Origin of the sequence: Rhodococcus sp. AQ5-07 (assembly GCF_009707305.1) — a bacterium.
GTDB lineage: Bacteria > Actinomycetota > Actinomycetes > Mycobacteriales > Mycobacteriaceae > Rhodococcus_F > Rhodococcus_F erythropolis.
In genome coordinates, this window is record NZ_CP046099.1 from 5,158,055 (window position 1) to 5,183,972 (window position 25,918).

A 25,918-nucleotide genomic window follows, 5' to 3' on the forward strand; every position below is an offset into this window, starting at 1 on the left:
TTTTATCGACGCACGCAGAGCAGCGCGATCACGCCGAGAACCGAAGCCCCGGTCATGGAGATGGCCACGGCAAGACTGGTGTTGCCGAGAAGGCCGACGATGGGCGCAACCACAGCGGCAGCGCCGAACTGCGCAAATCCGATCAGCGCGGCTGCTGAGCCTGCGGCTTCTCCGTGACGGGACAGTGCAACCGCCGGTGCGTTGGGCATGACAAAACCCGTTGCGCAGAGCATCAGCAGGATGGGGACGGCAAACCCGACGAATCCCCACGAGTCGGTGGCGGCAACAACAACAAATGCAGCGCCGACGGCACTACTGCCCCACATTGCCCAGATCGTGATGGAATTCGGCGACCACCGGCCGAGAAGCACGACGTTGAGCTGGGACGAACCGATCAAAACGACGGCGCCGCCGGCAAAGGCAAATCCGTATGCGGTGGCGCTCAGTCCGAACTGTTCCTGCATCACGTAGGACGACGCGGCGATGTACGACCACAAAACGCCGCGGCCGAGACCGCACACGAGCACCAACACCATGAAGTGGGCATCCTTGCCGAGCGCAATGTAGTTTCGCGCGATGGCGCCGATGCCCTTGCCCGACCGATTCTCGGGTGGAAGTGTTTCCGGCAGCGATACTGCCGCGAGTGCGATCATCGCGATGCCCAGGATGAAGAGAGCGAGAAAGACTCCGCGCCATTGTGTTACGGACATCAGTGCCCCGCCGATGGAGGGGGCCAGGATGGGCGCTACGCCCATGACCAACATCAGCCGCGAAAGTACAACTGCCGCATCGTGTCCGGTGAATAGATCACGAACGATTGCCATCGCGATCACGCCCGTCGCGGCGGCGCCGAAACCTTGAAGGGTTCGCAGCGCAGTGAGGACTTCGATGGACGGAGCAAAGAAGCAGGCCAACGACGCGCCGACGTGAATTACGGTGCCCACGAGCAGGGGACGTCGACGTCCGTAGATGTCGGACAGTGGGCCGATGAGCAACTGGCCGAAAGCCAGACCCAGCAGTGTGCCCGTCAGGGTCAGCTGAACCATCGTGTCCGACGTGCCGAATTCCTGCGTGATCTGTGGCAGCGCAGGAAGATACATGTCGACGGTGAACGGCCCGAGGGCGGTGAGAATTCCGAGAAGCAGTACCAATCGGATCCGTGCACCGCCCGTCGGGGCGATCACCGTTCGTTCAGTTGTGCTGTTGGTCAAGGAAACCCGAAACTACACTGTAGTAGTCGTATGGTCGTTCTTCCTGAAGATGATGCGACGCCTTGTCCATGATGTAGAGATGGCCATGGGGAATCATCCGCGCCAGCATGAGCGGGTAGTCCGGGGTGAGGAATGCGTCGTGCATGCCCCAGGCGAAGAGCGTCGGCGCCTGGATCTGGCCGAGTTCAGCTGTGAGATCCTGCCAATCGCCACGAGGTGAGTCCGCCGAGGCAGCCAGGGCCATTTCTTCGGGGTCGAGACTTTGCTCGTATCGCATCTGGAGGGTTTCGGCGGGCAACTTCGATCCGTCGAACCATTCGAGACTGGTGATCAAGGTGCGGAGTTTTTCGAGGGTGGGGCCGGTGCCGCCGTAGTAGAGGTCGCGGGCGTTGCGGCCACGCCGGCCATCCTCGGGGAGCGGCGCGAGTGGACCGTAGAAGACGGGCATGCTGCCCGTGATCACCAGGGAGCGAACGCGTTCCGGGTACTTTGCCGCAAGATTGAGCGCTATGGTGCCGCCCCACGAGTTGCAGACGAAGTCTGCGCGTTCGATTCCGAGTTCGTCGAGCAGGGCAACCATCTTGGCGGCGTGGAAGTCCCACATTGGGCCGGCGATGGTGCACTTGTCGGACCGACCGTATTGCAGCAGATCAACGAGAATCGCTCGTCGATCCGAGGCGAAGAGCGGTGCCACCGGCCCGAAGTCGGACCACGCAGTGCAGCCGGGGCCGCCTCCGTGCAGGAAAATCGTGGGGTCGCCCTCGCCGAGGTCGTAGTAATGGAATGTGACGCCATCTGCTTTGGCGTACAAGCTCTTCGGTTGATCAGCCATGGCTATACCTGACCTCGAGGTGAGCGGTATGGGAAGTATCGCGGTCCGGCAGGCGAACCCGGTTCGTGGCTGTGAGACTTCCGAATGCCTAGCGTGCTGGCATGAGAACAGAACTCGAGCACGCGCGTGATCGCGCGGAGGCGATGATCGGTACGCGGGAAACGCGAGAGTTGGGAACGGTGCGTCCGGCGGAGTCGGTTGCGTTTGCGGTTGCCACCGCCGAGACGGACCCCCGGTTTCTCGACCCGGAGCACCCGGCATTTGCCGTCCATCCGATGTATCTGCCTTCGCTTTTGCGAGGACCGCAAGGTGGCTCCGATCGAGAGTACCGAGCAGACGGCATGTTCCGTGACGAAGTGCCGGGCACAGACGGTATCGACGTGCGCTTGATGGCCGGCGGGCAGAGTGTGACTTTCTTGCGACCGGCCCCGCTGGGTGAGGCTGTCGTCGTAGGGCGAGTACTCGATACCGTGACGACCAAGGGCCGGGCTCCGGACGAGTTTCTGCTGCTCTCGGTCACCAAGACTTACCGGGGTGCGCAGTCCGGCGCATTTGCCGAGGTCGTCGAGAAGTTCATCGTCCGATGACCGAAACAGTAGTCGTGGGCACGCCGATCGAATCGGTGACCTTGGTCTGCGATCCGGTTCGGATCCTTCGATTCGGGGCGTCGACGCACAATTCGCACCGTATTCACTACGACGCCTCCTATGCGCAGACGGAGGGGTTGTCCGCACCGGTGGTCATGGCCCAGTTGCAGGGCACGCTGTTCTTTCGTGCCGCGTCACACTTTGCCGGTGGATACGAAGGAGTTGTGTCCGTCTCCTGGCAGAATCGTGCGCCCGCGCCCGTCGGAACCACACTCGAGGTGTCGGGTGAAGTGTCCCAAATCGACAGTGACCAACTAACTTTGACAATGCGGGAGCATTCGGACAATGGCGTGCTGTGTGCCGTCGGAACCGCTGTGGTGGTCCGGGTCTGCTGAGCGAACCGAATCCATTGGCGTAGACCGCAATCTCACCCAAGATCTGTTTCATTCAAACGTTCAGTGTCGAGAGGACTTCACATGACTGGTGTCGAGGCGTCGGAAGCCACGTTCGCGCTGCCCGAGCGGCCACGAGCGGCCGGTCGGCAGGATTGGACGGCATGGCCGGGTTACAACGCAGCCGGCAGCGGATACCGCGGTTACTGGTACCCGGTCACGTGGTCGAACCACATCACCAAAGACCCCAAGAGCTTCACCATCTGTGGTGAAAAGCTGGCGATCATCCGCGACGCAGGCAAGGCATATGCCCTGCACGATCGGTGCCCGCACCGCGGCGTTCCGTTGTCCGAGGGCGATCAGCAGTTCCCGGGAACCGTCAGCTGCCCGTACCACGGCTGGACGTACCGGCTCACCGACGGCAAGCTGGCCGCGGTCATCACCGACGGTCCGGATTCCAAGATCTGCGGCAAGCTGAACGTCCAGACCTATGCGATCGAGGAGCGACTCGGTCTGGTGTGGGTGTACATCCCGATCGCCAACGAGCCGGCGCCGTCCATCGACGACCAGTTGCCGCGTGAGCTGGTGGAGAACAAGGGTATCGTCGGTGGTCGGATTCAGCCCCGAGAAGGCAACTGGCGCTTCGCATGTGAGAACGGTTTCGACGAGGGACATGCGAAGTACCTGCACCGCACCGCATTGTGGCGTCTGTTCAAGCCGATGCCCACGTGGAACATCACGAGCATCGTTCCGGAGGGACGCTGGATCTACCGGGTGCAGGAAGAGGTGTACTGGGAGGCGGAATTCCCGGGCGTGGGAACCTGGACGAACAAGCGGTGGTGGAAGAAGAAGCCGGACGAGACCCAGATTTCGCAGATCGGAAACGTCGGCGCCGGCCTGGATGTCAATCCTGTGATCGCAGCTCAGAACTTCCCCGGTTTTGCTTCACTGTCCATGCCGGGTGTCCTGCGCATCGCGTACCCCAAGTTCATTCACTACGAGTTCTACGTCCCGGTGGACGAAGACAACCACAAGTACGTCGGCCTCATGGTCAACTTCGTCTCCGGCGCAGCAAAATTGGGCTTCTACGCCAAGTACCTCGGCGCGATCCGCTGGCTGTTCCACGGTCAGTTCTCGGGTCAGGATGCGTGGATGGTCGAGGTCACCGACGCGCCGCCGGAGAAGCTGTACCGACCGGACGTGTCGCTGACGACGTGGCGAAATCTGGCAGAGGAAGAGTACGCCGAGAAGATCGCCGACGCGGCCAAGCACACCCCCAAGGCGCCGGTCAGGCCCACCCGAGAGCGCCGGACGCCAACGTCCCGCTCGGCCCCTGTCGCCGACGCTCAGATTCCCACCGGCACCAGCGAATAGGAGAGATACATGTTCAAGATTCTGACGGCTGTCGCTATCGGTGCCGCTGTTGCAGTGGCAGTTCCCAAGCTGTGGCAGCTGGCCGGCGAGCGCAGCAATACTCAGGTACATCAGGTCAATCCATGACCACTGCGAGGGCCGACGCTCTCGCAGGCCTAGGCGACGAGCGCCGGGAATGGGTCGAGCGAGCCTACGCCCATGTCGATCGTGCGCGATTGCGAGATCTCGCCACTTCGGTGGTGAACATTCCCAGTCCGACGGGTGACGAAGCACCGCTGGCCCGCCACATCACGGCGGTCCTGGCAGCGTCGGGCATCGAGGCCCACACAATGGATCTCGATGATCGGCAAGCGAACTCGTGGGGAAGGCTCCGCGGTGACGGGTCCGGACCGGACCTGTTGCTGTATGCGCCGATCGACACCGTCACGACGGGCGATCCGGCGGAAGACCTGCCGTGGGTGGGAAACGAGCTGCGAGCGGATCTGACGCCGCACGCCCAGTTCGACGAGAACTACGTGATCGGATTAGGTGCGTCGAACCCCAAAGGCCACGCCGTCTGCATCGTCGCAGCGGCCGAAGCAATTGCCGCAGCTGGCATTCCGCTCCGCGGTGACCTGGTACTCGGATTCGGCGCCGGCGGTATGCCGACCAATGCCCGCCCCGGTGTCGGAAACCCCCGACACAACACCGGCCAGGGCGTCGGCTGCTCGTTCCTCCTGGAACAGGGAGTGTGGGCGGACTGCGCGCTGATCGCCAAGCCCGGCTGGACGGTTTCCTGGGAAGAAGTGGGCCTGGCCTGGTTCGAGATCACGGTGCACGGTCTGCACACCTACGTCGGCTCGCGCCACCGGTTGCCGTACCGCAACGCGATTACCGCCGCCGGCGAGGTGGTCGCCAAGTTGGAGGAATGGTTCCCGAAGTACTCGGCGGCGCATCAGGACGGTTTGGTTGCGCCCCAGGGGATCGTCGCCAACATCCGCGGCGGGTGGGAGCGAACAGCGTCGTTCACCCCCGAGCAGGTGCGCCTTACCGTTGATCTGCGGCTCAGCCCGCGGACGACGCCCACCGCAGCCAAGCGTGAACTCAAAGCTGTCGTGGCGGAGATCGCACAATCGCTGGATCTACAGATCGACGTCGAACAGGTTCTTGCCATCCCCGGTGAGGGTTCCGACCCTCGAATGTGGTTGCGCCGCGCCGCAGTCGACGCGTGGGAGGCTGCCGAAGGAGAGCCGCATCAGGACTTCTTCGACGCCAGTGGAGCCACCGACGCAAACATCCTGCGCAGCCGCGGCATCCCGACGATTCGGGTGGGTATGCCCAAGGTGGTCGACGCACCCTTCGAGGTGGACTTCGCGATGGGGATGAACACTGTGGATCTCGCTGCGGCGGAGAGATTTACGAAGTATCTGATCCGAGTGGCCCTCGACACCGTCACCCGCTCGCTCGAGGAAGTAGGAATCGACTGATGGCGAAGATAGTTCTGGGTATCGGTGCCTCCCACAGCACCTTGATGAACACCCATTGGGAAGAGACGACGCACAAGGCGGAGGCCGAACGCTTCAGGGACGCGCTGTATCTGAGCCGGGAGAAGATCGCGGCGTCGAAACCCGATGTTGTCTTGATTCTCGGCTCCAACCACTTTCGCGGTTTCTGGCTGGATCTGATTCCGGCGTTCACTCTCGGCGTCGGAGAGTGCATTTCCAGTGGCGAGTCAGGAACACCCAAGGGGCCGCAACGGGTCGACGTGGAGTTCGCCAGGCACCTTGCAAACGAGCTGATCGAAGGTGGCCGGTTCGATCTTGCCTACTCGGCGCGATTGCAGATCGATCATGGTCAGTCTCACGCGATTCAGTACCTTCTCGACGGAATCGATGTTCCGATAGTTCCGTTGGTGGTCAACGTATTCGCGCCGCCCCTCCCGACGTTCAAGCGATGTGAGGAAGTGGCGAAGGCCCTGCGGGATGCCGTTGCGTCGTATCCGGCGGATACCCGGGTCGTGGTGATCGCGTCCGGTGGATTGTCTCATCGTCTGCCCTGGCCGGACTGGCGTGATCCGCACGGTGAGGACGAGGATTTCATGGTTCAAGCCTGGCTGGACGGCCGGGAGAACTGGTCCGACTACGACGTCCGGCGACGCCAGATCATCCGCGCAGCCGATGCCGCGATCACTCCGGAGTTCGATGACCGAATTCTTGATCTGTTTGCCAGCGGCAAGGCAAGTGAGCTTGCCGAGTTCACGACGCAGCAGATCGAAGACGAGGCGGGCAACGGTGCGCAGGAGTTGCGGACCTGGCTCATGATGGCCGCGATGCTCGACTACGTTCCGGGTGAACGCCTTGCCTACGAAGCGATTCCCGAGTGGCTCACCGGTATGGGTGTCACGATTCTCGATCCAGCTGGAACAGACAGCGCAACAACATAATCTGCACCTTCAGTAAAGGAAGTTTCTCTGATGACAATCTGGAACGAACTTGCCGGGCTCGATTTCGAGTTGACGACCGTCGACGCCGGCGGTGTGCCCACGCGCTCTCTGCAGGCAGGATCCGGTGACGAGGCCGTGATCTTCCTGCACGGCACCAGCGGACACCTCGAGGCATTTGCACGCAATATTGCACCGCACGCCGAGTCTTACCGGGTTCACGCGATCGACATGCTCGGCCATGGTTACACCGGCAAGCCTGACTACCCGTACGAGATTCCGCGCTACGTCGAGCATTTGGTGAACTACCTCGACGCGGTCGGACTGGACCGTGTGCACTTGGTGGGTGAAAGCCTCGGTGGTTGGGTCGCTGCCTACCTGGCCAGCGAGCAGCCCGAACGTGTTCTGTCGCTGCAGTTGCTGGCAGCAGGCGGAACAGTCGCGAACCCGGTAGTCATGGAGCGCATCAAGACGTCGACCGCGAAGGCCGTCCAGAGCGACGACATCGAATTGACCCGCGCACGTATGCAGTTGCTCATGCATGATCCCGCCGATGCAACCGAGGAATTGGTTCAGGCTCGTCACCGGATCTACCATCAGCCTGATTTTGTCGCCAACATCCACAACCTCCTTTCCTTGCAGGAGATGGAGGTTCGCCAGCGGAACCTGCTGCGCCCGGATCGAATGGCACTCATCAAGGCGCCGACTCTTGTGGTCTGGGGTCAGGAAAATCCGTTCGGTGATGTTCCGGAAGCGAAGAAGATGGCCGAGGATATTCCGGGCGCTCAGCTCGAACTCTACTCGGAGTGCGGTCACTGGCCGCAGCACGAGCAGGCAGCGAAGTACAACCCGCTGAGCCTCGAGTTCTTGGCAAAGGCATCAACCAGCGCGAAGGCAGCTATCTGAGAAGTTCCTGCCAAATATACTGCTGCGTAATGGAGCCGGTCTCTCGATTGGGAGGCCGGCTTCCGCGTTTTCGAAGGTACAGTCATCGTCTTACAGCGAAGGAGTTCTCGTGAAGAAAGTACTTCTGCTGACGGCCGACGCCGACAACGGACTCGGTACCGCAATCCGTGACGCCGTCAGGGGTGAGGCGGAGGTAGTTCGATTACCTGAGCGCACCACGGGGGCGCTCCGTGCGGAGTTGCCGACATGCGACGTCGTGGTGGGGGACTGGAGTGGTGATCTGCCACTGGGCAAGGAGGAAGCAGAACTCGGCCGGAATGTGCTCCTCGTCCAACAGCCTGGTGCCGGAACCAATTTCATCGATGCCGAAGCATGGCGCGCCGCCGGAGTTCCGGTGGCGAATACTCCCGGTGCAAACGCGAATTCGGTTGCGGAGTGGGCAGTGCTCGCGGCAGGTGTGTTGTGCCGCTCCATGTTCTGGGCGCACAACGAGGTTACCGATGGTCGATGGCCACAGGAATCCATCCTGACGCGCGATTGCCGCGATCTGGCGCAGCGCCGGGTCGGCGTCGTAGGTGTCGGTTCGATCGGCCGCCGGTGTGCAGAATTGTTTGCCGCCTTCGGTTGCGACGTCTACGTCACCGCGCGTTCGAGACCGCGTGACACTGTGGCTGCGACGTTTGTGTCACTCGACGAGTTACTGCCTCTCGCGGATGTCCTGGTGCTGGCCGTCCCGCTTACGGAATCAACTCGGGGACTGATCAATTCCCATCGAGTTGCGCAGTTGCCCACCGGAGCGATCGTGGTCAATGTGGCGCGCGGCGCTGTCGTCGACGACGCGGCATTGGCGCGTGCCTTGCGTTCCAGGCATGTCGGCGGCGCTGCCCTCGATGTGTTCGACGTTGAACCACTACCGATTTCGAGCCCGCTCCGTGGATTCGATTCGACCCTCCTGAGCCCGCACGTCGCCGGCGGCAGCGCCGGAGCGCGTGCGTCGATCTATTCGATGACGGCGCAGAATGTCGCCAGTGCGCTGCGCTCGCAGACAATTCGGTGGACATTGTGATTCGGTGGACATTGTGATCGAGGGCCGTGTTACCGAAGTATTTCGGTCCGCACGTTCCTCCAGGTGCAGTGTTTCGCCGAGGTAAGTTCCTGTCCCCGGTCCGCACGGTGGACCCGGTTGGTTCTCGGGTGTAGGTACACACAGCTAGGTTTGCTCTCCACGACCCGCAACTGCGGCACAGATCACAAACAAAGGTGTGAGTAGATGGCCTCGCTGTCAAAGTTTGGAAGGACTGCTCTTGTTTCGGCTGCGCTGCTGCTGACCGTTGCAACCGGCGCATGCAGCCGCCCGGCGACGCAAAGCACAGCTGATTCCGCCGGAAGTGGACCACTGCGTATCGCAGTCGGAATCGATGCTTCCTACGCTCCGTTCTTCGTAGCGGATCAGGAAGGCATGTTCGACGCTGCCGGTTTGGACGTCGAACTCGTCCAGTTCGGTCGTGGTGGCGAGGCCGTCGACGCACTCTCGACCGGGCAGGTCCAGATCGCCGGTAGCTCCGATACGACAACGATCGCCCAGTTGCGTCAGAATCCGTCGTTGCGCGCGATGTACTCGTACGAGGCGTCGGGTGACTACATCAAGGTCGTGCTGCGTAACGGTGTCGACTCACCGGCTGCGATCAAGAAGATGGGCATCGTCCCGGGTCTCAGCCAGATTTCGACGGACAAGTACCTCGCTGCCAACTCCATTGCCCCCGGTTCGGTCGAGATGATCTCGGCGACCCCGACGGACATGCCCGCACTGCTCAGTCGCGGCGACATCGACGGGTTTGTCCTGTGGGAGCCGTGGCCGGCCACCGCCCTGGATCAGGGAACCGGCCACGTGGTGGCAGTAACCGGAGACTACGGCTGGTTCTATCATCATTGGGCGATCACGACGGCTCCGTGGTTGTCGTCCAACGAAGAGACAGCGCGAACCGTCGCGAAGGTGCTCGACGAGGCAACGCGCAAGGTCGAGTCGGATCCGGGCGTGGCAGCGTCCGCGACCAAGGCGGCTGTGAACGTCAGCGAGGATCAGACTATTGCCGCGGTGGACGAGATCGACTTCGCCGTGGTGAATCTCGAAGCTGCGGATGTCGAGTCGGCTCAGTCGATCGTAGATTTCTACAAGTCGATCGGTGTTCTCAGCGACCAGCCGGATCTCGAATCGGCAATGCTTCTGGATTGGTACAAGGATGGTGCACAGTGAGTATCGCAACAAGTGGTTCAACGACCAGCTCGACGAATAGCGCGGGGACAGCCGGCCCCGGCAAGAAGAACACCGGTGTTGCCATCGACGTGGTCGACCTCGGAATCAGCTTCGGCGCGGCGGAGATCGTCGCCGGAATCGACATGCACGTGCAGCCAGGTGAATTCGTCTGTCTGCTCGGTCCGAGTGGCTGCGGCAAGTCGACGCTGCTGTCGTCCATGGCCGGCTTCGTGGAACCCAGCGCCGGCGAGATCGTGTGCGACGGAGATGTCGTCGCCGGCAGTAACCGCCACGCCGGCATGGTGTTTCAGAGCTCCGAAGCGTTGTTCGAATGGATGACCGTGAGCCAGAACGTGGCCTACGGCCCCAGGATGCGTGGAGCGAACCGCAGCGAGCAGGCGAGTATCGCGGCCGAGTACCTCGCGATGGTCGGCTTGCCCCACGCGGGTGCGAAGTTCCCCTCGCAGCTGTCCGGCGGTATGCGGCAACGTGTTCAGATCGCACGAGTTCTTGCCAACCAGCCGTCGTTGGTTCTCATGGACGAGCCGTTCGGTGCGTTGGACGCTCAGACTCGTCAGGTTCTGCAGACCGAACTCGACCGTATCTGGCGGCTGACCCGCTGCACCGTGGTATTCGTGACTCACGATATCGACGAGGCACTGACGTTGGCTGACCGTGTGATCGTGATGTCGGCCGGCCCGCGGGCCCGGATCAAGAGCGTCTACGAGGTCAATGCGGCTCGTCCGCGAGACCGCAACGATCCCGAGGTGATCGAGCTCTATGAGAAGCTGCGGGACGACATTCGGGCAGAAGTGGTTGCGTCGCTGCGGAACCAAGGCATTGAGGAGGACGAGCTGTGACGGCTGCAGTGACCGGTGGTTCAGCCGGTGTGAGAACAGCGAAGGTGGCGCAGACAAAAAAGCGTTCGTCGGCGCGGCGATCCAAGATTGTCAAAGCGACGCTGATGTATGCAGCCTCAGCGGCAATCGGTTTGGGCATCTGGTCGTTCCTGGCGTGGTGGTACGGGCCGACCACCATTGCATCACCGGCCGAAGTATGGTCGGCGGCACAGGAACTGTGGGAGAGCGGCGTTCTGTGGTCGTCGATCACCGCATCGGGTCAGCGAATTCTCATCGGCTGGTTCCTGGGTGTCGTGATCGGTGCTCCCGTCGGAATTCTGATGGGCCGCATTTCCATCGTGCGACAGCTCCTCGATCCGTACATCGAGTTCTTCCGGTTCATTCCGCCTATTGCGTTTGTCACTCTCGCCGTCGTCTGGTTCGGCATCGGTGAGACGTCGAAGGTTGTTCTGATCTTCTACACCTCGGTATTCATCGTCACGGTCAGCACGATTGCCGCGACTGTAGCGATCAGCGAGAACAAACTGCAGGCAGCGGCAAATCTTGGTGCCAACAAACTTCAGATCATGAAGACGGTGGTCTTGCCGTCGTCGATCCCCGGCATCGTCACGGGCGCTCGCCTGGCGATGGGCAACAGCTTCCTCACCATCGTGTCGGCGGAGATCGTCGCCGCCGACCAGGGTATCGGTTCGATGATCTGGCAGGCTCGAAACTACGGCCGGATCGACTGGACGTTCGTCGGCATCATCGTCCTGGGCATCATGGGCTTCATCTTCGACCGGATTCTCCGCATTCTGTCCTCGCGGTACCTCGCCCGTTACGGCGTCAAATAGTCAGGAGCGCAGCATGAATCACCCGCTGAGCATTGCCGAGCAGGCCGGAATTCCGGGACCGCCCGAGTTCACCGATATCGAGAGTGAGCGGCGTCGTCGCAAGACCGCTGTCATCGGCGGGTATCGGATTTTGTCGAAATTCGGTTTGGACGAGGGAATCTCGGGACATATCACCGCCCGAGACCCAGAGGATCCGGAGACTTTCTGGACTGCGCCGTTCGGGCGGCACTTCTCCCAGGTTCAGCCGGAGGAATTGCTGCATGTGGCGTCGGACGGCACGGTCATTTCCGGAGACGGACCGCTCAACCGAGCAGCGTTTGTCATCCACAGCAAGGTTCACGAGGCTCGTCCCGACGTCATCGGAGCTGTTCACGCTCACGGTTTGAACGGTAAGGCGTTCTCCTCGCTGCACACCCGCCTCACGCCGATCACTCAGGACGCGTGCGCCTTTCACGAGGATCACTCGATCTACGAGGAGTATCACGGGGTGGCGCTGGACGAAGAGGAGGGGATTCGCATCGCGGATGCCCTCGGATCGAACAAGGCCGTGATCCTCACCAACCACGGTCATCTGACCGTCGGAACTTCCGTGGAGAGCGCAGTGTGGTGGTATGTGTCGATGGAGCGGTCGATGCAGGCGGAGCTGACGGCGCGAGCCGCCGGTGATCCGGTTGTCCTGCAAGAGAAGATCGCGGCGCAGACCTACGAGGCAGTCGGCACCGAGAAGGTGGGGTGGTTTGCGTACTCGACCATCATCCAGAAGATCGCAGCAGACGAACCCGAGGTATTCGCGCACTGAATTCTTCGCGCACTGAATTCTTGCGAGCATTGGGCCCGTAGACCGAGAGGTCGGCGGGCCCTTTTCGTGGTGTCCCGCAACTGTTACCGAGGTCTGTTGAGCGGACCGGTTTCATTTGCGGGAGTCCGTCAGCGCAATACCGTATCGAGCGTGAACACAACGTCTTCCACGGCGACCGACAACGAGATCGGCGTCGATATTCTGATCATTGGTGCCGGCCCCGCCGGGCTATACGGCGCGTACTACGCAGGCTTCCGCGGCCTCTCGGTTGCCGTGATCGATGCCCTTGCGGAACCGGGGGGACAGGTTAGTGCGATGTACCCGGAGAAGGCGATCCTCGACATCGCAGGATTCCCTTCGGTCAAGGGACGCAACCTGATCGAGGGTTTGATGGCGCAGGCTGCCCCGTTCGATCCGGTGTACCTTCTGGGCATGCAGGCTCGTGAGCTGTCGCATGACGACGACGGCCGGGTGCGGATCACCACCAGCACGGGCCAGGTCGTGGTGGCCGGCGCGGTTGTCATCACCGGCGGCATCGGAACCTTCACCCCGCGTCCGTTGGCGAAGGGTTCGGAGTTCATGGATCGGGGGCTGAGTTACTTCGTCCCGGATTTGTCGGCGCACACCGGGAAAGACGTTGTCATCGTCGGTGGCGGCGACAGCGCGTTCGACTGGGCCGTTCACCTGGAACCGATTGCCAAGTCCGTCACCCTGGTTCACCGGCGAGATCGTTTCCGCGCGCACAAATCCACAGTCGCCAAGGTGCAGGAAAGCAGTGTCCAGGTTCTCGTCAACGCCGATGTCTCGGCGGTACGTGGAAACGGGTGGATCGGCGAGGTCGACATCACCCACAAACAAGACAAGAGCACGTCCACGCTGCCCGCTCAATCCGTCATCGCTGCATTGGGATTCACGGCCGACCTCGGTCCGATGATGGAGTGGGGAATCGAGATCGACAATCGCCACATCGCGGTGAACACACGGATGGAGACGAATGTTCCGCGTGTGTATGCCGCCGGGGACATCACGGACTATCCCGGCAAGGTCCGCTTGATCGCCGTCGGTTTCGGCGAGGCCGCGACTGCGGTGAACAACGCTGCGGCAGTGCTGGATCCGGAAGCAGAAATCTTCCCTGGACACTCCACCGAACAGGAGAGCTAGGCAATGGCATTTGTCATCGGTGAAGCATGCATCGACTACACGGACCGATCGTGCATGGAAGAATGCCCCGTGGATTGCATCTACGAGGGTGATCGCAAGCTCTACATCAACCCGAACGAATGCATCGATTGCGGCGCTTGCGAATTGGCCTGCCCGGTGGAGGCGATCACCGTCGACCGGAAAGCAGACCCGGATTTCAAGGAAGACAACAAGCGCTTCTTCCTCGAGGTCTTGCCTACCCGTAGCGAGCCCGTCGGAAATCCGGGTGGTTCGGCAAAGATCGACATCGTCGGCGTCGATACCCCGATGGTTGCGGCGTTCTGATGGCTGGCGGCCTGCAACTCGGATACGTGGATTCGTCTTTCGGGCAATTGCATTACGCGCAGCAAGGTTCGGGTGAGGCGATTCTCCTGCTTCATCAGGCGCCCCGGTCGTGGGACGAGTTCCGCGAGTTCATTCCACTCCTTGCCGACGACTTCCGCGTTGTCGCGATGGACATGCCGGGGTACGGCAACAGTGCTCCGGTGCCCGGCCCGCAGACCATCGAGACCTATGCGCGAGGCGCGTGGGAATTGCTCGACACCCTGGGCGTCGATCGAGTCACGGTCATCGGTCACCACACCGGTGCGGCAGTGGCGCTCGAGATGGCGGCATCACGCCCCGAGAGGGTGCACGCTGCCGTGCTCTCGTCGTGCCCGTGGACCGACCGCAACTACCGCGAGGGGCACTCGGGACCCGGTGGGATCGACTGCGTCGACCGGGCCGCAGACGGTAGCCATCTCACCAGGCTGTGGGAGATGCGTCGCCCCTACTACCCCGAACCAGGCACCGCACTGCTCGACAGGTTCATCCGAGACGCGCTTGCCTACCGGGTAGATCCGGCGGAGGGGCACAAAGCCTGCGCCCGCTACGTCATGGAGGCGAGAGTCGGTTCGGTGACTGCGCCGGTTTTGCTGATCGGCGCGCAGAAGGATCCCTTCTCGATGCCTAACATTGCGCCGTTGCGTGCACACCTGACGGGTGCGGCAGTGGTGGAAACGGAGATCGTCGAATCGGGGACCGTCGCACTCGTCGAGGAGCACGCTCCGCAGATTGCATCCGCCGTCCGCATGTTTCTGGAGAATTACGCAGGTAGGCGCCCCGTGTAAACTCTGCGGGACGGGTTCACTGAGCGGACCGTGTGGCGTGCGTCTCATCGTGTCGTCACCATAGTGTCAGTCTCGAAGCACCTGCACCTAACGAGGGCCCCGACCGATCTCGGCCGTTGTGGCACTCGGTCTCGGCAGGCTGTCACAGATCGTTCAGGAGGACACTCATGGCCGCTCCACAACAATCCGTCGGGTTCGGATCCGTACTACCCATCGCGTCGGAAACGACCGCTGCATCGCAGCCTGCAGGTGAACTGTCCTCGGTCCTGGGCAAGGCTCGAATGATCTTGGACGCTTTCGACACCGACCACAGTGACCTGTCTCTGACGGAGCTCACCCGGCGCAGTGGGGTCGCGAAAGCGACGGTTCACCGGTTGGCCGGCGAGCTGGTCGAGTGGGGATTGCTCGAGCGCGCGGGTACCAAGTACCGGCTCGGCCTGCGATTGTTCGAGCTGGGCCAATTGGTGCCGCGTCAGCGGATTCTGCGCGACGCGGCGCTGCCGTACATGGAGGACCTACTGCTGGCGACGCAGGAGACGGTTCACTTTGCGGTTCGTGACGGCATCGACGTCCTCTACATCGAGAAGATCATCGGACACCGCGGGCTCAATCAGCAGTCGCGGGTGGCCGGTCGGCTCCCGCTGTACTGCACCGCCACCGGCAAGATCATCCTTGCCTTCTCCCCGCAATCGGTCTTCGACGAGGTAGTCGAGCAGGGTTTCACCGCCTTGACCAGTCGAACGACGATGTCCGTCAGCGTGCTGCGCCAGCAAACCGAGCGGATGCGTAAGGAACAACTCGCGGTGGAGGTCGAGGAGACACGGCTCGGGTACATGAGCGTCGCAGTGCCGGTGTTCAGCGGCCCGCGCACTCTGGCCGGCGCGTTGTCTGTGACAGCGCCGACGGCTCGCCTCAACGTCAGCCGCATCACCGGGGCCCTGCGCACTGCCGGCGCCGGAATCACCCGAAAACTTCATGCCATGAAGTGCACACATTCGCCGAGCGACCCGCTGGCTCTGCGCACGATCTGCAGTCCGGTGATGTGTTCGTTCAACGGTTGCGGCAAGTAGCGAGGCGCGGTCTATCGCCGGGCGCGGAACACGCTCTTCTCGCAGTCCCAGGTGTGTGGGCCGACGCCCCTCTCACGTAGCACTGCTTTCTGTACCTTGCCGGTTTCGGTGAGTGGCAACGTGTCCACGACGTCGATGTACCGGGGAAGTGCAAAGTACGGCAGCTGTTGCTGGGAGAACTCCAGAATCGAAATGGGGTCGAAAGATACTCCGGGGCGCAGTATTACAGTTGCCATGACGTCGTCCTCGGCCAGATCCGACGGTACCGGGAAGACGGCAACCTGACCGACTGACGGATGCAACGCCAGAACGGTTTCCACTTCGGCCCCGGAAATATTTTCACCGCGGCGCCGAATCACGTCTTTGATGCGATCGACAAATCGGAACCAGCCGTCTGCTTCCCGAATCACCCTGTCACCGGTCTGTATCCAACTCTCCGTCGCCGGAATCTCCTCGCCCAGATAGCCCAGTGAACAGGCGCCGGGGATCGTGCTGCGGACCACCAGTTCGCCGGGCTCCCCGTCTGCGGCAGCAGTACCGTCGTTGACGACTGCGGCGTCGTAGCCACTCATCACCCGCCCCATGTACCCGGCCCGCCGATCTCCCGGAAGTGTGCCGATCACGAGATTGGTTTCGGTACTTCCGAATCCGTCCACGAGTTCTACACCGAATCTCTGGGCAAACGGTTCGATCAGATGAGCCGGCGTTGCGGGGGCAAGTGCCACGTGGACGCTGTGCTGTCGGTCTTGCGGCGATGGGTCCGCGTTCATCAACATGGCCACCATCGCACCCAGCAGGTAGTCGACAGTTGCGCCGATCTCGCGAACTTCGCGCCAATGATTGCGGACCGAAAAGCGTTGTCCCAGGAAAAAAGTAGACCCGGCCCAAAGGGACTGAACAAAGGCATTGAGAGCATTGGTGTGAAACAGCGGCAGGCAGTTGTACAGCACATCGTCCCCGGTGAGCCCGAGTGAGGCGCCGACGCCTTTGCCCCACTGCAGGAACTGCGCGTGCGGGCATCGGACGCCTCGGGGCAGACCGGTGGTGCCGGAGGTGAAGAGTATCGCGGCCAGGTCGAGCGGATCGAGGGTCTCGGGCTCACAGCCCGGATGCGAACCGGCAGTGGGGACGCACTGTTCACCCATGACCCACACGGTGCCGTCGAATCCGGCTACAGCGCCTGAGTATTCGGGTGAAACCAGGATCCGTTGTACACCAGCCTGTTCGAGTGCGCTGGCAACACTGTCGGCTCGGAGGGCCGTATTGAGTGGGACGACAACCGCACCGATCCACGCGCATCCGAGAACAAGGTCTGCCAGTTCGATCCTGTTGCCGGACAGTGCCGCCACGCGCTCCCCACGGCCGACACCGTGATTACGGAGATCCGCCCCCATCGACGCTGCACGATCCCGCAATTCGCGGTAGGTGACCGTGATCCCGTCGACGACGAGCGCCGGGTGCTCCGGACGCTCCAAAGCTCGCCTCCGGATCAAATCCGGAAGCGAGCGCGGAATGGCATGTGCGTCGTGGGGCATGGGTAATTGTATCCCTCAGGGTACGACGACGGCCCGGCCGGCAACCTTGCCCTCACCCATCAACTGCAGTGCCGTTGCGATGTCATCCAGCGGAAACTCCTGCACTGCAACGGAAATCTTGCCTTCGATGAGCAGTCGGATCATTTCAGGTGCCAGTTCGGCTTGCCGGGCAGTCTTGCGAATCATGTTGACGGGCAGGATCCGGACATCGCTGAGCAACCAGTTCGGCAAGTCCAGGGTGAGGCTCTTACCCAAGGTATATCCGATCAGGGCAGCCCGGCCACCGGGGATAACACTCGCCAGAAGGTGCGGCAAGCCGTCGCCGCCAAGCGTGTCGATCACGGCGTCGACGGAAGGCTCGGATCCCAGCACCCCGGCAAGTTCGTCGCCTTGCCCGACGACGGGACGCACACCCTCCGGAAGCAAGGCAGCCTGATCTTCGCGCGGTACAACACCGATTACCTCGGACGCTCCGGCAAGCAGAGCGAACTGTGCTGCCATCGATCCGACAGCGCCGGATGCTCCGGCGACAACAACTCGTTCGCCGGGAGCGACGGCTGCAATGTCGTTGACGGCAACATAGCCGGTTGTGCTGGGCAGGAAGAAGGTTGCGGCGACGGCCGGCGACAGTGCGGGATCAAAGGGTGTGAACGCCTTGTCTGCCGCTACCAGATACTCAGCCCAGCAACCGTTCTTGAACAGGCCGACTCCGCCGCCTCGGACCAGAAGGCGGGTGCCAGGCTCATAGGTGTCGGATTCGATTACCGTCGCCGCTCCGTCTGTTCCACCGATATGTGGCAGGTTCGGCTTGACTCCGAAGTTTCCGCTCGCGACGGTGATGTCGAGATGGCCGAGCGCGGCAGCGTCGATGCGCACGAGCGTCTGACCGGATTCACGTGTGGGAATGTCGATGTCGTCGATGACCGGTGAAGTGCCGAACTGATGGAGTCGGGCCGCGCGCATTGTGTCTCCTAGGAGCGATCTGTGAATGGATGTACTGAATATGAGTGCGGTCAGGACAGGATCGACTGGTCGCGAAGTCCGGCGATCAGTTCGTCGCTGTATCCGAGCACCGACTCGAGGACGTCGTCGGTGTCCGCGCCCAGCACCGGCGCAGCGCGTCGGATCGAGCCGGGTTCGGAGTTCCGGCGAACGGGGATGCCTTCGTGGAGGAATGTTCCGGCGAGGGGATGTTCCTGTGCCGAATAGAAACTGCGTGCCCGAAGATGTGGATCGCTCTCGACCAGGTCGCGTCCGTCCTGGACGGTGCCGGCCGCGATACCCGCCGATTGCAAGCGTTCCATGACGGTTTCGGGTGACAGAGTCCTGGTCCAGTCGGCGATGGCGTCGTCGATACGTTCGTGATCGGCTTGGCGGCTTTCTGCACTCGCGAAGTCAGGATTGCCGATCCATTTCTCTGCTTCGATGATGCGGCACAATGCATTCCATTCCGTGGTATCGCGAACGGCAATCGAGCACCACCGGTCGCTGCCGAGGCACGGGTACACGCCGTGTGGTGCCAGTTCGTGATGGCTGTTGCCGATCGGATCGGGGGACTGTGACCGGGCGGCTTGGAGAACGCTGGTACCCATGTGCGCTGCCATGGCTTCGAGTTGTGACAGGTCTACGTGCTGTCCCCGGCCGGTCCGGTCGCGGTAGTCGAGGGCTGCCAGCATCGCGACGCCGGCTTGCAGTCCGGCGACGATGTCGCCATGGCCGTAGATGACTCCGACAACGTCATCGGCGTTCCAGCCGGTCAGTGCGGTCAAACCGGTACTTGCCGAAACGATGTCGGCATACGACACCCAGTCCTTGCGAGGACCGGTGTGACCCATCCCGGACATCGACACGTAGATGATGTCCGGGTTGAGCTCCCGGAGTTGTTCGTAGCCGAGCCCCATCTTGTCCATGACCGACGAGCTGAAATTCTCGACCACGACGTCGGAGTTCCTGATCAGGTCGCGCAGTACCGAAAGGCCCTCTGCGGATCGGGTATCGAGTGTGATGCTGCGCTTGTTGCGGTTGACGTCGTTGAAGTACCCGCTGGTGTTCGGATTGTCGTGCGGTCCTCGCGAGAGATGCATGAACGGTGCAAAGCGAGTCGGGTCCGGGCGTCCGATCGATTCGACCTTGATGACATCGGCACCGTGGTCGGCAAGGATTCTGGTGCCGTACGGGCCCGCCAACACCCACGTGAGATCCAGGACGCGGACACCTTCGAGGCTGGGCGTGCTGCCACCGCTGAACTCGTGGGTTTCGTTCACTGCCACAGGCGAGGTGGCCTTCAAGAGTTCCTGATGCTGGCCCAACCGGGCAGCCTCGAGCGTTCCGATGCGCCGGCCTTCGGGGAAAGCGAAGCCGAACCCGAGATCGCGGTAGGTACCGTGATCTCCGGTCACGTCGGTGAAGAAGTCCCGGTCGTTGAGTTGCGGGTTACGCAGCAGTTCTTCGGGCCGGTCGACCGCTGCCCACGGCAACTTGCGTGACTGCGCGCTGACCGCGAATTCTTCCTTCGGCCACTTCGCGATGAAGGCGGACAGAACGTCGAAAATGTGTTCCTGATGCGTCTTTCGGTAGACCGCGTCGGACCACTCCGGTTGATCGAGATCGTCCTGAGCATCGTTGTCGATCAGCCAGGCCAACATGCCGTCCCACATGCGGGGGCTACCGCCGAGGCCGCCACCGACATAACCGTCGGCGGCCTGGAACAGTCCGTGCGGAACGAGCGGATGTACCCGGCCCGGACGCGGTGGTACGCGGTCCTCGTGAATGTAGGCAAGAGTGCCCGCTTCCAGCGCGGCGGCAACACATTCCTGAGCGCTGATCTCCAGCAACGGGTTGTGGCCCTTGGATCGCGAACGCAGTCCGAGAAGCACGCCGATTGCGGCATTGATTCCGGCGAGCTGCTCAGCCTGGAGTTCGGGGAGCAGCAGTGGAGGGTGCTCGGGATCGCCGACCTGGGCCATCATCCCGCCGAGTGCCGCGACGGTCAGATTTGTTGCCTTCCAGTCACTTCGCGGTCCGGTTGTGCCGAAGGGTGTCACTCGTACGTGAACGAGAGATCCTCGGTTGTCGCGTAGAGCGCCGGTCGCGCTGCCGTCGAGCAGGACGTCGGCACTGCGCAGCAGTGCTTCGAAAGCGAGGCGATCGTTGCTGTCGTCGATATCGAGGACAACGGACTTCTTGCCCGCATGCCAATGCAAGTACGAATCACCCTGGGACTCGGTGCGACTGGGGTCACCGGTGGGTGGTTCTACCAGAATGACCTCGAAACCCAGCCCGACCAGGATGCGCCCGGCGAATCGCGCAAACGGACTGGAAATCTCTACGACCCGTACCGGGGGATGCACCACAACTACTCCGTTTCAATCGAAAGATATCGCCGAACCGACTGGTGTCGAACGTAGTTCTGCGGGCCGGTGGGCGACATGATTTCGGTCTGCCCACCGGACCCGTTCTCACTCTCCGCTCAGGCGGCGTTCTGCTCGAACCATCCCGAGAGGAGGACAGCGGACGGATCGATGTCCGCGGAGATCTTGCCCTGCTCGCGGAAGAATGCAACAAGTTCGTTTGCGCGCTCCACGTCGTCCTCGGTGAATCCGCGTCCACCGAAATCGATTTGGGTCACCCGGTCTGCGGCCTCGGCCGGGTCCATCTGGATAGACGCGGCAATTGCGGTTGCAGCCCGATCCGGATCCGAGTTCACGATTGCCGACGCTTCCGAGATCACCTTGAACACCTTGCCTGCGGTTTCTTCGTTCGCGGACAACCAGTTGTCCGAAGCGATGATCCATTGGGCGTACTTGGCGCCGAAGTCGCCGGTCGTGGCAACAACGCGCCCGCCGGTATTGACACTCTGCGTCACCCAGGGGTCGAAGGACAGGAAGCCGTCGATGTCACCGCGCGCCAGCAAAGCAGGCTGTTCGGGCGGGCTTGTGCTCACGAGTGTGACCGTCGTGGGGTCGATGCCGAGACTGGCCAGGTACTGGTTCGTGAAGTAGAGGCCGATGCCGGGGAAGACGCCCATGGTCTTGATCGACTTCGGCTCGACGCCATTCCTCAGTACAACCTGGAAGTATCGGTCGGATTCCTGAAATACGCCCAGCGCCCGCAGGCTCGGATTGGCGGCCATGACGGACAGTGCTGTCGAGTCGGCATTGCCGGAGAGTTCCGAAGTTCCGGCTACGACGTTCTGGGCGCCCGCCGCCCCGCCTTCCGTCTGGATGACCTGGACGTCGAGGCCGGCGGCCTCGAACATGCCCTCGTGGTCGGCCAGGAAAATCGGGGCGTACGACGGGTCTACACCCACCGCGATCCGTACCAGGCCACCACTTTCCGCGGAATTGTCGGTAGCGGGCCGGGTGCATCCGCTGACCGCGATCGTCAGGGCGGCGAGAGAAGCGACTGCGCCCACCCATTTCTTCTGAAATTTGTTGAGCATGATGGCCTCTCGGTAAATGGGAGCTGTCAGCGTCCCGTGAAGGTGGGGGACCGCTTGTCGAGGAATGACTGAAGTCCCTCAGCAGCGTCGTCCGTCTTGATCAGGTCGAGCACTGCCTCGAATTCGAGATCCAGCGCTTGATCGAGCGGCAACGACATGCCCTCGTCGACAATGCGTTTGATCATTCCGATGGTGGCAGTGGGTTTCGTCGCGAGTTCGCGTGCGAGGTCAGCGCAATGCGCATCGAGGTCGGCGTCCGCAACGACGGTGTCGACCAGGCCGATATCGAGTGCATGCTCGGCGCTGAGGCGCTTGCCTTCGATCATGAGCACTTTGGCTCGGTGAGCGCCGATGAGGCGTGGAAGTCGCTGGCTGCCACCGGCACCCGGAAAAAGCCCAAGTCCGATCTCGGGGAAGCCGATGGTCGCCGACTGCGCCATGATGCGGAAGTCGCAGGCCAACGTCAGTTCTGCTCCGCCGCCGAGTGCGTGCCCGTTGATCTTCGCGACGACAGGTTTGGGAGCCGACTCGAGGATCCGCTGTACGTCGACCCACGGGCGCATCGCGCGCTGAGTTTCTTCCGTCAGCTCGCGCATCACGGTGATGTCCGCACCGGCGACGAAGAACCGTCCAGTGCCCGTCACGACAATGACGCGGACGGTCTGGTCCGACGCGAGTACCGGCAGTATCTCCAGAAGCTCGGCGATCATGCTGGGGTTGAATGCGTTGGCTGGAGGTTTGTCGATAGTCACGGTGGCAATCGAGTCTGTGACGTCGACGGTGACGAAGTTGTAGGTCTGGCCGGTCTGTCTCGTCAAGTGAGCTCCTGTCAGCGGGTTGGCGGGGTAAACCGGTCGAGCCGGGGGATGTGTAGTGGGAAGTATGGTGGGGACCCTCACGCGGCGGTACCGCTCGGGTTCGGTCAGTAGACCAATGCGGATGCTGATCGCGTAGGAACTTTCTTCGCTGTGATCACGTCGATATTTGCTCCTGTGACAGGATTGAGCCCGTGACTTCTGCAGTACCGACACCGCCCGCGCCCTCCGTCGACAAGCGTCCCGAGTCGATTTTCACCATGGGGACCAGGCTCGAGGACCGGCTCGGACGCACCGGCACCATCCACACACCGCACGGTGATATCGCGACGCCGTCGTTCGTGGCCGTCGGAACCAAGGCCACGGTCAAGGCCGTGCTGCCCGAGTCCATGAAGGAACTCGGTGCGCAGTCGTTGCTCGCCAATGCGTACCACCTGTACTTGCAGCCGGGACCCGACATCGTCGACGAGGCCGGCGGGCTGGGCAAGTTCATGAACTGGGACGGGCCCACCTTCACCGACAGCGGCGGCTTCCAGGTCATGTCGCTTGGTGTCGGGTTCAAGAAGGTGCTCGCGATGGAGGCCGTCGGTGTGCAGTCCGACGACGTCATCGCGAAGGGCAAGGAGCGTCTCGCGACAGTCGACGACGAGGGCGTGACGTTCAAATCGCACCTCGACGGCAGTAAGCATCGCTTCACCCCCGAGGTGTCGATGCAGATTCAGCATCAGCTGGGTGCCGACATCATGTTCGCGTTCGACGAGCTCACCACGTTGCTCAACACCCGCGGCTATCAGGAGCGATCGGTCGAGCGTACGCAGGCCTGGGCGATCCGCTGCATCAACGAGCACGAGAAGCTCACCGCTGAACGCGCTGACAAGCCCTATCAGGCTCTCTTCGGCGTGATTCAAGGCGCGCAATACGAAGATCTACGTCGTCAAGCCTGCCGCGGACTCGAGTCGATCGAAGGCGAGAACGGATACGGCTTCGACGGCTATGGCATCGGCGGCGCCCTCGAGAAGCAGAACCTCGGCACAATTGTGCGTTGGTGTAACGAGGAACTACCCGAGAACAAGCCGCGTCATATGCTCGGCATCAGTGAACCGGACGACTTCTTCGTAGCAATCGAGAACGGCGCGGACACTTTCGACTGCGTCAATCCGTCGCGTGTTGCTCGCAATGCCGCGATCTACGTCCGCTCCGGCCGGTTCAACATCAACACCAGCCGATTCCGTCGTGACTTCACGCCTATCGACGACGAGTGCGACTGCTACACGTGCGCCAATTACACCCGCGCGTATATCCATCACCTGTTCAAGGCGAAGGAAATGCTCGCGTCGACGCTGTGCACGATCCACAACGAGCGATTCACCGTGAAGTTGGTCGACGACATCCGAGCCAGCATCGAAGGCGGATACTTCCACGACTTCAAAGCGGACATGCTCGGAAAGTTCTATGCGGCGAAGACGCCTGCACCTCAGACGTAGGTCGGTTCGCGCTTCTTCACGTAGGCGATGACGCGGTAGGTGATCGGCATGACCAGAACCTCGACAAGCGTCTTCCACAGGAAGCCGACCAGCACGTAGTTGATGAAGTCTTCCCACGTACTGATGCCGATGACACCGGCTGCGATGGAACAGAAGATGAGGGTGTCGGCGAATTCGCCGACGACGGTCGAGCCGATCAGCCGCGCCCACAGGTGCTTCTCCTGCATGCGCTTTTTCATCATGACCAGGACCAGGGAGTTCAGCAGCTGGCCGACGAGGTAGGCGGCCAAGCCTGCGACCAGCAGCCGGGGAATGACGCCGACCACGGTTTCGAGGGCGGCCTGGTTCTCGTAGAACTCTGCCGACGGGAGTTGCACAGCGATCCAGAAGCACGCGGCGGCAAGAATCAGTGCGCCGAAGCCCAGGTAGATCGCGCGTCGGGTCGCCTTGAAGCCGTACACCTCGCTGAGTACGTCACCGAGGACGTAGGCAAGCGGGAACAAGAAGAATCCACCATCGGTGATGATGGGCAGAATCTGCAAGGGACCGAGCGAGAAGTCGGAATCCGCAAAGAAGGCGACCCCCTTGGTCGCCGCCACGTTCGAGATCAGCAGCGTTGCGGTGAAGAGCGCGACGATTGTCGGGTAATAACCCCGGCTGACGTGCGCAAATTTGGTTTCGTGGGTCGATTCGTCTTGCTGATCCTGAGCTGTCACGTCCGTCATCCAAGCACCACAAGGCGCTCGGAGGCGAGTTGGCGACCGTCCAGTTGCGCAGAACACACCGAAGGCCCTGCGGTTTCACGTGGAACCGCAGGGCCTTCGGTGATGCAAACGAACTGATCAGGCAGCTACATGGCCGCCGGTCAGCACGCGGTATGCGTAGGTACTGGCGATCAGCGCGACGGGCGCCGTCACGAGAAGACCGATTCCGCACAGCAGTGCGCCGATGATGTTGATACCGATCAGAGCGAGCGCCAGCAGGATCAACGTTCCGACGTTCGACGAGGTCAACGCGTAGCTCGATTTGATGCCCGAAATCGCATCCTGATTCTTGTCCACGATGAAGGTCAGCGTGTAGTAGAGCAGGAACGCCGCGATGATGCCGGGAATGATGCACAGAACCAAACCGACATAGGTGGCGACGGCGACAAGGAAACCGCCGAGAACAACTGCACCGATGTTCGTGAATTGGAAGAAGGTGCCGAAAGCCGGCTTGATTCCGTCCAATTCGCTCAATGCTCCACGAAGGAATGCGGCTTGGATGATGTAGCCGACGATTGCGGTGACCAATCCACCCACGATCGACAGCGCGCTGAATTCGGTATTGGTGTAGTCGAAGCCGTTGAAAGCGCCCTGGATGAGTCCGGCGATCAGAAAAGCGATGATCGAGATCCCGATCCAGACCAGTGCGTTGTCTTTGAACTTGTTCCAGCCGTAGGTAATTGCCGCACCCACAGAAAGCTGGGGGGCGCCGAAGCCTGCGCCGTAGTCATTCGGGGGCGGAGGCGGGAAGTTGCCACCACCGGGAGGAGGTGGGTACCCACCGGGAGGCGGGTAGTTTCCGCCGGGAGGGGGATAGCTTCCACCCTGCGGGGGTGGAGGGAAGTTGCCCTGTGGGGGCGGCGGGTAGCCGCCGGGCGGGGGATAACTTCCACCCTGCGGAGGACCGGCCGGTGGAGGAAAACTCCCCGGAGGGGGTGTTCCCTGCTGGCCGTACGGATCCTGGGGTGGGAATTGCTTCCCGTCTTCTGGGTTCTGGTTGGGGTCTTGCCCACCGGTTGTCATATATGTCTAC

At 61.9% G+C, this 25,918-nt stretch carries 25 protein-coding genes; 16 read left to right on the forward strand and 9 right to left on the reverse strand.

The genetic code is table 11. From position 1 onward, the window contains the following. Positions 1-2 precede the first annotated feature (2 nt). Positions 3-1,184 (reverse strand): multidrug effflux MFS transporter, encoded by a 1,182-nt coding sequence (locus tag GJB56_RS24030; protein WP_058038203.1) that lies wholly within the window; start codon positions 1,182-1,184, stop codon positions 3-5. Between the two features lie 7 nt (positions 1,185-1,191). Further along, complete coding sequence (locus tag GJB56_RS24035) at positions 1,192-2,043, reverse strand: alpha/beta fold hydrolase (RefSeq protein ID WP_046377785.1); 852 nt, start codon at positions 2,041-2,043, stop codon at positions 1,192-1,194. A gap of 101 nt (positions 2,044-2,144) precedes the next feature. On the opposite strand from GJB56_RS24035, the gene GJB56_RS24040 reads away from it, so the two are divergent. The 15 genes from GJB56_RS24040 (at position 2,145) to GJB56_RS24110 (ending at position 15,846) form a co-directional block, all read left to right on the forward strand. Beyond that, positions 2,145-2,630, forward strand: coding sequence for an FAS1-like dehydratase domain-containing protein (locus GJB56_RS24040; RefSeq protein WP_007731639.1), 486 nt, complete (start codon positions 2,145-2,147; stop codon positions 2,628-2,630). Further along, complete coding sequence (locus tag GJB56_RS24045; protein WP_070385914.1) at positions 2,627-3,025, forward strand: acyl dehydratase; 399 nt, start codon at positions 2,627-2,629, stop codon at positions 3,023-3,025. Before GJB56_RS24040 ends, GJB56_RS24045 begins: the two co-directional genes overlap by 4 nt. Before the next feature lie 81 nt (positions 3,026-3,106). Continuing rightward, entirely contained in the window at positions 3,107-4,396 is a 1,290-nt protein-coding gene (locus GJB56_RS24050; protein WP_046377787.1) for an aromatic ring-hydroxylating oxygenase subunit alpha, read from the forward strand. Positions 4,397-4,518: 122 nt separating this feature from the next. Continuing rightward, positions 4,519-5,862: a M20 family metallopeptidase gene (locus tag GJB56_RS24055; protein WP_021342534.1), complete on the forward strand. Its 1,344-nt coding sequence runs from the start codon at positions 4,519-4,521 to the stop codon at positions 5,860-5,862. Continuing rightward, entirely contained in the window at positions 5,862-6,818 is a 957-nt protein-coding gene (locus tag GJB56_RS24060) for a 3-(2,3-dihydroxyphenyl)propionate dioxygenase (RefSeq protein ID WP_007731630.1), read from the forward strand. The genes GJB56_RS24055 and GJB56_RS24060 overlap by 1 nt, the downstream gene beginning before the upstream one ends. A 30-nt stretch (positions 6,819-6,848) precedes the next feature. Then, positions 6,849-7,721, forward strand: coding sequence for an alpha/beta fold hydrolase (locus GJB56_RS24065; RefSeq protein ID WP_113683487.1), 873 nt, complete (start codon positions 6,849-6,851; stop codon positions 7,719-7,721). 109 nt (positions 7,722-7,830) lie between these two features. Further along, the gene (locus GJB56_RS24070; protein WP_019746501.1) at positions 7,831-8,787 is read left to right on the forward strand and encodes an NAD(P)-dependent oxidoreductase; all 957 of its coding nucleotides are present in this window, start codon (positions 7,831-7,833) and stop codon (positions 8,785-8,787) included. Between the two features lie 204 nt (positions 8,788-8,991). Next, a complete protein-coding gene (locus GJB56_RS24075) occupies positions 8,992-9,975 on the forward strand; it encodes an ABC transporter substrate-binding protein (RefSeq protein WP_046377789.1) in 984 nt (327 codons plus the stop codon). Beyond that, the gene (locus GJB56_RS24080; protein WP_205318842.1) at positions 9,972-10,835 is read left to right on the forward strand and encodes an ABC transporter ATP-binding protein; all 864 of its coding nucleotides are present in this window, start codon (positions 9,972-9,974) and stop codon (positions 10,833-10,835) included. The genes GJB56_RS24075 and GJB56_RS24080 overlap by 4 nt, the downstream gene beginning before the upstream one ends. Continuing rightward, positions 10,832-11,668: an ABC transporter permease gene (locus GJB56_RS24085; RefSeq protein WP_113683488.1), complete on the forward strand. Its 837-nt coding sequence runs from the start codon at positions 10,832-10,834 to the stop codon at positions 11,666-11,668. Before GJB56_RS24080 ends, GJB56_RS24085 begins: the two co-directional genes overlap by 4 nt. A gap of 13 nt (positions 11,669-11,681) precedes the next feature. Next, on the forward strand, positions 11,682-12,467 hold the full coding sequence (locus GJB56_RS24090; RefSeq protein ID WP_113683489.1) for a class II aldolase/adducin family protein: 786 nt from the start codon (positions 11,682-11,684) through the stop codon (positions 12,465-12,467). Positions 12,468-12,617: 150 nt separating this feature from the next. Then, entirely contained in the window at positions 12,618-13,628 is a 1,011-nt protein-coding gene (locus GJB56_RS24095; RefSeq protein WP_046377791.1) for an NAD(P)/FAD-dependent oxidoreductase, read from the forward strand. Positions 13,629-13,631: 3 nt separating this feature from the next. Beyond that, positions 13,632-13,952 carry a DUF362 domain-containing protein gene (locus GJB56_RS24100; RefSeq protein ID WP_007731605.1) on the forward strand — a complete coding sequence of 107 codons (321 nt, stop codon included), beginning with the start codon at positions 13,632-13,634 and terminating at the stop codon, positions 13,950-13,952. Next, positions 13,952-14,776 (forward strand): alpha/beta fold hydrolase, encoded by an 825-nt coding sequence (locus tag GJB56_RS24105; RefSeq protein WP_007731603.1) that lies wholly within the window; start codon positions 13,952-13,954, stop codon positions 14,774-14,776. The genes GJB56_RS24100 and GJB56_RS24105 overlap by 1 nt, the downstream gene beginning before the upstream one ends. 167 nt (positions 14,777-14,943) lie before the next feature. Continuing rightward, positions 14,944-15,846 carry an IclR family transcriptional regulator gene (locus GJB56_RS24110; protein ID WP_007731601.1) on the forward strand — a complete coding sequence of 301 codons (903 nt, stop codon included), beginning with the start codon at positions 14,944-14,946 and terminating at the stop codon, positions 15,844-15,846. 11 nt (positions 15,847-15,857) lie between these two features. Here the strand turns inward: GJB56_RS24110 and GJB56_RS24115 are convergent, their stop codons facing one another. The 5 genes from GJB56_RS24115 to GJB56_RS24135 form a co-directional block, all read right to left on the reverse strand. Beyond that, positions 15,858-17,381: an AMP-binding protein gene (locus GJB56_RS24115; RefSeq protein WP_021342542.1), complete on the reverse strand. Its 1,524-nt coding sequence runs from the start codon at positions 17,379-17,381 to the stop codon at positions 15,858-15,860. A 15-nt stretch (positions 17,382-17,396) separates the two neighbouring features. Further along, a complete protein-coding gene (locus GJB56_RS24120) occupies positions 17,397-18,344 on the reverse strand; it encodes a quinone oxidoreductase family protein (RefSeq protein ID WP_021332885.1) in 948 nt (315 codons plus the stop codon). Between the two features lie 50 nt (positions 18,345-18,394). Further along, entirely contained in the window at positions 18,395-20,734 is a 2,340-nt protein-coding gene (locus GJB56_RS24125) for a CaiB/BaiF CoA-transferase family protein (protein WP_113683490.1), read from the reverse strand. A gap of 116 nt (positions 20,735-20,850) precedes the next feature. Further along, entirely contained in the window at positions 20,851-21,822 is a 972-nt protein-coding gene (locus tag GJB56_RS24130) for an ABC transporter substrate-binding protein (RefSeq protein WP_007731596.1), read from the reverse strand. A 26-nt stretch (positions 21,823-21,848) separates the two neighbouring features. Further along, positions 21,849-22,640: an enoyl-CoA hydratase/isomerase family protein gene (locus GJB56_RS24135; protein WP_020723626.1), complete on the reverse strand. Its 792-nt coding sequence runs from the start codon at positions 22,638-22,640 to the stop codon at positions 21,849-21,851. A 191-nt stretch (positions 22,641-22,831) separates the two neighbouring features. On the opposite strand from GJB56_RS24135, the gene tgt reads away from it, so the two are divergent. Beyond that, positions 22,832-24,121 (forward strand): tRNA guanosine(34) transglycosylase Tgt, encoded by a 1,290-nt coding sequence (gene tgt, locus GJB56_RS24140; protein ID WP_397510514.1) that lies wholly within the window; start codon positions 22,832-22,834, stop codon positions 24,119-24,121. Here the strand turns inward: tgt and GJB56_RS24145 are convergent. After that, positions 24,112-24,846 (reverse strand): queuosine precursor transporter, encoded by a 735-nt coding sequence (locus tag GJB56_RS24145; RefSeq protein WP_019746509.1) that lies wholly within the window; start codon positions 24,844-24,846, stop codon positions 24,112-24,114. The genes tgt and GJB56_RS24145 overlap by 10 nt on opposite strands. Positions 24,847-24,963: 117 nt before the next feature. Beyond that, positions 24,964-25,908: a hypothetical protein gene (locus GJB56_RS24150; RefSeq protein ID WP_230091064.1), complete on the reverse strand. Its 945-nt coding sequence runs from the start codon at positions 25,906-25,908 to the stop codon at positions 24,964-24,966. Positions 25,909-25,918 lie beyond the last annotated feature (10 nt).

Bases quoted from the DNA above. Each gene is read 5' to 3' on its own strand.
- GJB56_RS24035 (WP_046377785.1), bottom strand. From the start codon at position 2,043: ATGGCTGATCAACCGAAGAGCTTGTACGCCAAAGCAGATGGCGTCACA.
- GJB56_RS24040 (WP_007731639.1), top strand. From the start codon at position 2,145: ATGAGAACAGAACTCGAGCACGCGCGTGATCGCGCGGAGGCGATGATC.
- GJB56_RS24045 (WP_070385914.1), top strand. From the start codon at position 2,627: ATGACCGAAACAGTAGTCGTGGGCACGCCGATCGAATCGGTGACCTTG.
- GJB56_RS24050 (WP_046377787.1), top strand. From the start codon at position 3,107: ATGACTGGTGTCGAGGCGTCGGAAGCCACGTTCGCGCTGCCCGAGCGG.
- GJB56_RS24055 (WP_021342534.1), top strand. From the start codon at position 4,519: ATGACCACTGCGAGGGCCGACGCTCTCGCAGGCCTAGGCGACGAGCGC.
- GJB56_RS24060 (WP_007731630.1), top strand. From the start codon at position 5,862: ATGGCGAAGATAGTTCTGGGTATCGGTGCCTCCCACAGCACCTTGATG.
- GJB56_RS24065 (WP_113683487.1), top strand. From the start codon at position 6,849: ATGACAATCTGGAACGAACTTGCCGGGCTCGATTTCGAGTTGACGACC.
- GJB56_RS24075 (WP_046377789.1), top strand. From the start codon at position 8,992: ATGGCCTCGCTGTCAAAGTTTGGAAGGACTGCTCTTGTTTCGGCTGCG.
- GJB56_RS24090 (WP_113683489.1), top strand. From the start codon at position 11,682: ATGAATCACCCGCTGAGCATTGCCGAGCAGGCCGGAATTCCGGGACCG.
- GJB56_RS24100 (WP_007731605.1), top strand. From the start codon at position 13,632: ATGGCATTTGTCATCGGTGAAGCATGCATCGACTACACGGACCGATCG.
- GJB56_RS24105 (WP_007731603.1), top strand. From the start codon at position 13,952: ATGGCTGGCGGCCTGCAACTCGGATACGTGGATTCGTCTTTCGGGCAA.
- GJB56_RS24110 (WP_007731601.1), top strand. From the start codon at position 14,944: ATGGCCGCTCCACAACAATCCGTCGGGTTCGGATCCGTACTACCCATC.
- GJB56_RS24115 (WP_021342542.1), bottom strand. From the start codon at position 17,381: ATGCCCCACGACGCACATGCCATTCCGCGCTCGCTTCCGGATTTGATC.
- GJB56_RS24120 (WP_021332885.1), bottom strand. From the start codon at position 18,344: ATGCGCGCGGCCCGACTCCATCAGTTCGGCACTTCACCGGTCATCGAC.
- GJB56_RS24130 (WP_007731596.1), bottom strand. From the start codon at position 21,822: ATGCTCAACAAATTTCAGAAGAAATGGGTGGGCGCAGTCGCTTCTCTC.
- GJB56_RS24145 (WP_019746509.1), bottom strand. From the start codon at position 24,846: ATGACGGACGTGACAGCTCAGGATCAGCAAGACGAATCGACCCACGAA.
- GJB56_RS24150 (WP_230091064.1), bottom strand. From the start codon at position 25,908: ATGACAACCGGTGGGCAAGACCCCAACCAGAACCCAGAAGACGGGAAG.